The organism is Bacillus sp. AFS017336, from assembly GCF_002555445.1.
In the GTDB taxonomy this organism is placed as follows: Bacteria; Bacillota; Bacilli; order Bacillales; family Bacillaceae_G; genus Gottfriedia.
Genome location: NZ_NUCO01000159.1, coordinates 1 through 6914 on the forward strand (window position 1 = coordinate 1; position 6914 = coordinate 6914).

Here is a 6914-nt window from a genome sequence, read left to right on the forward strand (position 1 = left end):
ATTCTTCAGCCTTTTATTTTCTAGCTAAATATTTTTATTTAATTTTGTCTTTCATTTGTTGGAGAATTTTTTTCTCAAGCCTTGATACTTGTACTTGTGAAATTCCTAATCGTTCAGCAACTTCTGATTGAGTTTGATCTTTGTAATATCTTAAGTAGACGATTAATCGCTCTCTGTCATCAAGTTGTTTTATCGCTTCTTTTAATGCAAATTTTTCAAACCAATTTGTTTCATGGTTATCTGCAATTTGATCTAACAATGTAATTGGATCACCATCATTTTCATACACCGTTTCATGAATTGATGAAGGAGCTCTACTTGCTTCTTGAGCAAGTACGACATCCTCAGGTGTAATTTCCATATGAGTAGCGATTTCATTAATTGTCGGCATTCTTCCAAGCGTTTTACTTAGTTCTTCTTTTGCTTTTCGAATCTTATTATTCGTTTCTTTTAATGAACGACTTACTTTAACTGTTCCGTCATCTCGAATAAAGCGCTGGATTTCTCCAATAATCATCGGAACAGCATATGTAGAAAATCGTACATCATAAGATAAGTCAAATTTATCTACTGATTTCAATAAGCCGATACAACCAATCTGAAATAAATCATCTGGTTCATATCCGCGGTTAATAAAGCGCTGAACAACTGACCATACCAGTCTCATGTTGTGCCCGACGATGCTGTCTCTAGCCTGTTGATCTCCATCCTGACTACGCTTGATTAACGCTTTTAATTCACTATCTTTTAACTGCGCACGGGGTTGATCTTGCTTGACTTCTACGTCCATAGGCGATTCTCCTTAATTACTCAAAACATTGCTATTTGATAAGTACTTTTTAACCGTAATCGTAGTCCCAACATTAATTGTCGACACTACTTCACATTGATCCATGAAGTTCTCCATAATTGTAAACCCCATGCCCGATCTTTCTAAATCTGGTTTCGAAGTATATAAAGGTTGCATTGCTTCATCTAAATCAACAATACCAATTCCTTCATCTCGAATTGTTAAAGTAACTGTCTGATCTTCAAGAAGAACTGAAATATATACGATGCCTTCAGGATTATTTTCATACCCATGAATAATCGAATTTGTAACAGCTTCTGAAACAACAGTTTTAATTTCAGTTAATTCATCTAAAGTAGGATCTAGCTGTGTAATAAATGCAGCTACAGTTACTCGAGCAAATGATTCATTTTGACTTAATGCGGAAAATTGAAGGTTCATTTCATTTCGCATTATGCCACCCCCAATACATTAAGTCCATTTGACTCATCATCAGCTAAATGAACAATCTTAAATAATCCCGACATATCAAATAACCTTTTAATTGATGGCGAAATTGAACATACAGCCATTTCTCCACCTTTATTTCGAATAACTTTATATCTACCTAAAATTACACCTAAGCCAGAGCTATCCATAAATGTTAAATGCTCAAGATTTAATAAAATATGTTTGATAGTCTGTGACTCTAATACCTCGTTTACTTGTAAACGTAAATCTTCAGCAGTGTGATGATCAAGTTCCCCTGCTAGTCTTACACAAAGGATTGCATTCTTCACTTCTAGTTCAATATTAAGACTCACTACAATAACCTCCTTATTTGACGGTTATTGAAAGTTTCGTTAAAACTAAACCGAATTCCTTCAAGCTGACAAAACTAGTGGTAAAACGTCAAATCTTTTTAGTCATACTCGAAATAAGTCGTAAAAAATTAGTTGAATCCTCCAACTGTACGCTTAAATAAGTCATACCAGCTAGCTTCTTTTACTGCTTTATTCGCAACTAAATCTGTTTTAGACAATACTTTGCTACCTTGCTTTACGACTAAAACTCCTACTACTTGGCCTTTTTTAATTGGTGCTTGAAGATTTGTGTTGAGTTTAATATCTTTCTTTATTTTATTCAGAGTTTCACCCTTTTTTAGTACAACTGAAACAGGACTTTTCGTAACAACGTTTACGTCTTTAGATTTACCTTTACTAATACTTAGCCTATTAACATTTTCACCTTGTTTAATTAATTGTTTTACTTGATATTGGTTAAACGCATAGTCTAATAAATTAGTCATTTGGGCGTTTCTTTCTTTAGATGTTGGTGCACCCATAATTACGCTAACTACTCGCATATTATTCTTTTTCGCAGTTGCTGTTAAACAATATTTTGCTTCTGAAGTAAAACCAGTTTTTAATCCATCTGCTCCTGGATAAAAACGAACTAATTTATTTGTATTAACTAGCCAAAATTGTTTTTCTGTATCTTTTCTTAAATAATCCTCATAAGTACCAGTAAACTTTGTAATCAATGGATATTTTAATAATTCTCTTCCCATAATTGCCATATCGTATGCTGAAGAATAATGTCCAGGAGCTGGCAGGCCTGTTGGATTTTCAAAATGAGTATTTTTCAAACCTAATTGCTTAGCTTTTTTATTCATTAAACCGACAAATGCCTCTTCTGTACCGGCAATTTTTTCTGCCATTGCAACAGATGCATCATTTCCGGATGCAATTGCAATTCCTTTAAGCATTTCTTTAACTGTCATCTCTTCTCCAGGCTCTAAGAAGATTTGCGAACCGCCCATCGATGCAGCATGTTCACTCGTCATAACTTTATCGTCTAACTTTAGTTTGCCTTTATTAATTTCTTCCATAATAATCAGCATCGTCATAATTTTCGTCATACTTGCTGGTGGAAGCTCTTTTCTAGCATCTTTTTCATACAAAATCTTTCCAGTATCTTGTTCAATAATGACAGAAGATAACGCATTTTTTGCCAAACTTACATCACTATTCTGTGTTTCTCTTGCATTTACTTTTGGTAGTGATAATGAAAAGATCATTACACTACTTAAAAGAGTTAGTACTACCTTTTTCATTTATAACCCTCCATTCTTTTCATACATATTTTTTCCAAATAAAAGTAGTTTAATCAAACTCAAATGAAAATATTAGAAAGCATGGAACTATTTACATACTTCACTACATATGTTATAAGTAAAGTGTATTAATCACACCCATACACTTAATACACTCAGTACACTATAAATTTTTGAGGTGGTGATCTTTTGATTATTATTTTAGACCCAAGAAGCAATTTGCCGCTTTGGGAGCAAATAGTTCTTCAAACAAAAGAACAAATGCTAAGAAATATTTTGGTAAAAGGAGATAAACTTCCTTCTGTACGTGAATTAGCAACTACTCTAGTCATAAATCCAAATACAGTTAGTAGAGCCTACCAGGAACTCGAGCGAAATGGAGTAATTGAAACAATTAGAGGCAAAGGTACATTCGTAATTGGTTTATCAAAAGAGGCTGTGTCATCAGATGTACTTTTAAAATATAAAAATAAACTTTCTAATTTATTAATTGAATGTTTAGCCGATGGAATAAGAGAAGAAGAAATAAATAATTGGGTAAAAGAATTTTATTCGAAAAAAGGAGCTGATTAGTTTGCTAAAAATCCATCATTTAAGTAAAAAACTAGATGACCGAGAAGTGTTAAAAAATCTAAACTTTCAAATAGAAACAGGCAAAATTACAGGCTTAATAGGACGAAATGGTGCTGGTAAAACGACACTTTTAAGAACAATTGTTGGAATCCTATCTCCTGATGAAGGTTCAATTCAAATTAATGATGTAGATATAAATGATTCACCTATTAATAGAAGACAAATAGCTTATATGAGTGATTCTACTAGCTTCATAAAACAATATAATGTGAATGAACTTATTACGATTTATGAAAATTCATATCCTAACTTCAATAAGTTTGCGTTTATGGAATCATTAAATAAATATAATTTACCTTTTGGTTCCCTTCGTAAATACTCTAAAGGTATGAGAACACTAATTTATTTATTATTGACCTTTTCTACAGGTGCAAATTATGTCATTTTAGATGAACCAACAAATGGCTTAGATCCAGTTGTTAAACGGACTGTTTTGCAATTAATCATTGAATATGCTAGCTCAAACTCCGTTGGGGTTTTAATCTCATCACATCACCTAGCTGAACTTGAAAAAATAATTGATCAATATTTATTTATTAAAGATGGAAGAATTAATTCAATTTCCACAATGGAAGAAAGTACGAACCAATTTTACAAACTACAAGTAGCATTTGAAAATGGTTTACCTAAACAATTTGAAGAGGACCCAGCAATTTCTGTATTCTCTAAAACTGGTAAAGTTGCCATTATCATTATTAATGGAAATAAGGATGAATTTATAAAACAAATGGAAAAGGCAAATCCACTTCTTTTAGAAGAACTTCCGTTGACATTAGAGGATTTATTTTTCATAAACGATGGAGGGGAATTATATGTTTAGTAAAGCATTATGGCTAATCCATTCTAAACAATCTCGACTTGCACTTATTTTATTCTATCTTGTCTATCTAATCATCATTCCTTTTGGCTATTATAATAACAATGATGATTTAAATAAAGCATTACTAACAAATTCGAGTAATCCTTATCTATTTATCTCTGACTTTAGTACGCTAGCATTTATGTCAGTAATCATTGTCTTAATTTTAAGCATCTTATTAATAGGCATCGGACGAAATACAGGTGGCATTGATTTTCAATTTTCACTTCCATACTCACCTAAGCAGATTTTTCTATCAAAATGGTTCTTTGGCATTGTTCATATTGTTATGGCAACTTTTGGCTTAATCATTTTAACACTATTAATCCATTACACTACTAATCTTCACAAATATATCGACGCATCATCATTTGCTACTATATTTACTGTCATCTTACTTTTTACAATTGCTTTTTTTACGATTGGTCTGGCGATCGGAACGATTACAGGTCATTATTTTTCTCAAACGCTATTCACTATTTTTACAATCTTCTCACCAAGTATTATATACTTTAGTATTTATTCAAATCTAAAGGGGATTTTTAACCATGAACTATCTTACAACAACTTTGAAAAAAGTATAACTAGTTGGTCTATTCCATATCAAACAGGCTCTCTATCAATTTCAAGAGATTTTAATGAAAACATCGTCCACTATCCAACTGTTGATTATGGAAATTTAACAATAATTGTTCTTTATATTGTTGCTTTTTTACTAATTGGTTTATTGTGCTATAACAGGAATGCGAATGTAAATAACGGAAAATTATTCGTGTATAAAAAATTCTCTTTATTCGTAAACGTTCTTTTTGTATACCTTGCAGCGACATTAATCGCTTTATTAACTTCTACCATTACGAATGGGAACAATACGATTATTTACTTGATTGGTTTAATAATTGGTACCGTAGTCGGCTATTTCTTCTATAAACGATTAAATAAATTTTTTGATTAACTTTAAATCTTTCAAATAAAAAGCGCTGGTTCTCAATATAAGAACCAGCGCCGTTTATTATGCTATAAAGTTTAATGCAAACCGTACAAAGAATAATGCTGAAATTGCTACCATATATGGCGTGATTTCAGTTTTCTTACCTGCTGCCATTTTAACTAATGGATAAGCAATAAAACCGAATGCAATTCCGTCAATAATACTATATGTTAAAGGGATGAATGCTAAAATTAAGAAGGCTGGAATTGCCTCAGTAGGATCATCCAATTGAATATCTGTAATGTGTTTAACCATTAATGAACCGATAATGATTAAGATTGGTGCAATCGCAGATGTTGGAATATAAGCTATTAATGGCATAAATAACAAACAGCTTAAAAATAATAATCCAGTTACAACAGAAGTAAGTCCTGTTCTACCACCTGAACTAATACCTGCACTTCCTTCAACAGCAATTACTGTTGGACTAGTTCCAAGTAATCCTGATAATAATATTCCAAACGCAGTTCCTTGAACAACCTTTTGTTGCTTATGCTCTTGGTTGATCATACTTAATTGCCCATGAATAATGCCGATTGATTCAAATAATACAACCATTGTCAGAGAAAATACTGCAATCCAAAATGGAAAACTCATCATATGAGTAAAGGTCAGTTGTCCGACAACTTCACTTGCAGATTTCATTGTAATTTTTGTTGTATCATGTGCTTTTTCAATTCCACCATGTAAAATGAATGAAATGATCGTACCTAAAACAACCGTGATTAAAAAGTTTGCAGGTACATTTTTAATAAATAAATAAATCGCAATGCCTAGTGTAATAACTGTTGCTAGTACATCGACGTTTGAAAAATTAGCAATCGATACAAACGTACTTTCATTTTTTACAACAATCCCACCAGCTTGAAGACCGATAAACGTTAAGAAAAACCCAATTCCAACTGTAATTGCACTTTTTAGTGATAATGGAATTGCCGTTGTTAATTTCTTAATTAATTTTGTGAATGATAAAATGAATAATAAGATTCCACTTATAAATACTACAGCAAGTGCTTCTTTCCAATTCATCCCCATTTCACCAACCATTGTATAAGTAAACAATGCGTTGATGCCCATTCCTGGTACTAATACTAAAGGCGAATTACTCCATAATCCCATCATAACGCTTCCAAAAAAAGCTGAAAGAATTGTAGCAATCATTGCACCTTGGAACGGTATACCTGCATCATGCAAAATTGTACTATTAACGGATAAAATATAAACGAGTGTTAAAAATGAAACAACACCTGCAATCATCTCCGTTTTAATGGTCGTACCGCTACCTTCAAGATTAAATTTTTTGTTCAATAAATTTTTCAAAGAAATTCCTCTCTTTATTTGGCTCCCTCTCCCACCCATGCTACGAGGCACTTTAAAATTATACTAAATATTAATCAATAATGATATAAGAAAATTTTTTTCTTTTTTGTGCATAAATTTGAAATGAAGTAACAAGACACTTTAAAAAAACTTTTTACTTTCACACTGTTGAAAAAGAACGTTTCAAAATTAATCAATAATATTTTTCAATGTAAAAGAAGTTGTA

Annotated in this window: 8 protein-coding genes; 3 read left to right on the plus strand and 5 right to left on the minus strand. The window is 31.9% G+C overall.

Going from position 1 to position 6914, the window contains the following annotated elements:
- Positions 1–34: 34 nt before the first annotated feature.
- The 4 genes from sigF to CN601_RS26260 form a co-directional block, all read right to left on the minus strand.
- Positions 35–790 carry an RNA polymerase sporulation sigma factor SigF gene (gene sigF / locus CN601_RS26245; RefSeq protein ID WP_098120978.1) on the minus strand — a complete coding sequence of 252 codons (756 nt, stop codon included), beginning with the start codon at positions 788–790 and terminating at the stop codon, positions 35–37.
- Between the two features lie 12 nt (positions 791–802).
- Entirely contained in the window at positions 803–1243 is a 441-nt protein-coding gene (spoIIAB, locus tag CN601_RS26250; protein ID WP_098120977.1) for an anti-sigma F factor, read from the minus strand.
- Entirely contained in the window at positions 1243–1593 is a 351-nt protein-coding gene (gene spoIIAA / locus CN601_RS26255) for an anti-sigma F factor antagonist (RefSeq protein ID WP_098120976.1), read from the minus strand. Before spoIIAA ends, spoIIAB begins: the two co-directional genes overlap by 1 nt.
- A 128-nt stretch (positions 1594–1721) precedes the next feature.
- Positions 1722–2885, minus strand: coding sequence for a D-alanyl-D-alanine carboxypeptidase family protein (locus CN601_RS26260; RefSeq protein ID WP_098120975.1), 1164 nt, complete (start codon positions 2883–2885; stop codon positions 1722–1724).
- A gap of 189 nt (positions 2886–3074) precedes the next feature.
- Here CN601_RS26260 and CN601_RS26265 point away from each other — a divergent pair, with 189 nt between their 5' ends.
- Genes CN601_RS26265 through CN601_RS26275 form a run of 3 tightly spaced genes read left to right on the plus strand, consistent with a single transcriptional unit; the run spans position 3075 to position 5332 of the window.
- A complete protein-coding gene (locus CN601_RS26265; RefSeq protein WP_098120974.1) occupies positions 3075–3458 on the plus strand; it encodes a GntR family transcriptional regulator in 384 nt (127 codons plus the stop codon).
- 1 nt (position 3459) lies between these two features.
- A complete protein-coding gene (locus CN601_RS26270) occupies positions 3460–4338 on the plus strand; it encodes an ABC transporter ATP-binding protein (RefSeq protein WP_172444067.1) in 879 nt (292 codons plus the stop codon).
- Positions 4331–5332, plus strand: coding sequence for an ABC transporter permease subunit (locus CN601_RS26275; protein ID WP_179865711.1), 1002 nt, complete (start codon positions 4331–4333; stop codon positions 5330–5332). The genes CN601_RS26270 and CN601_RS26275 overlap by 8 nt, the downstream gene beginning before the upstream one ends.
- 57 nt (positions 5333–5389) lie before the next feature.
- Here the strand turns inward: CN601_RS26275 and CN601_RS26280 are convergent, their stop codons facing one another.
- Positions 5390–6688: an NCS2 family permease gene (locus tag CN601_RS26280; protein ID WP_257131828.1), complete on the minus strand. Its 1299-nt coding sequence runs from the start codon at positions 6686–6688 to the stop codon at positions 5390–5392.
- Between the last annotated feature and the right edge of the window lie 226 nt (positions 6689–6914).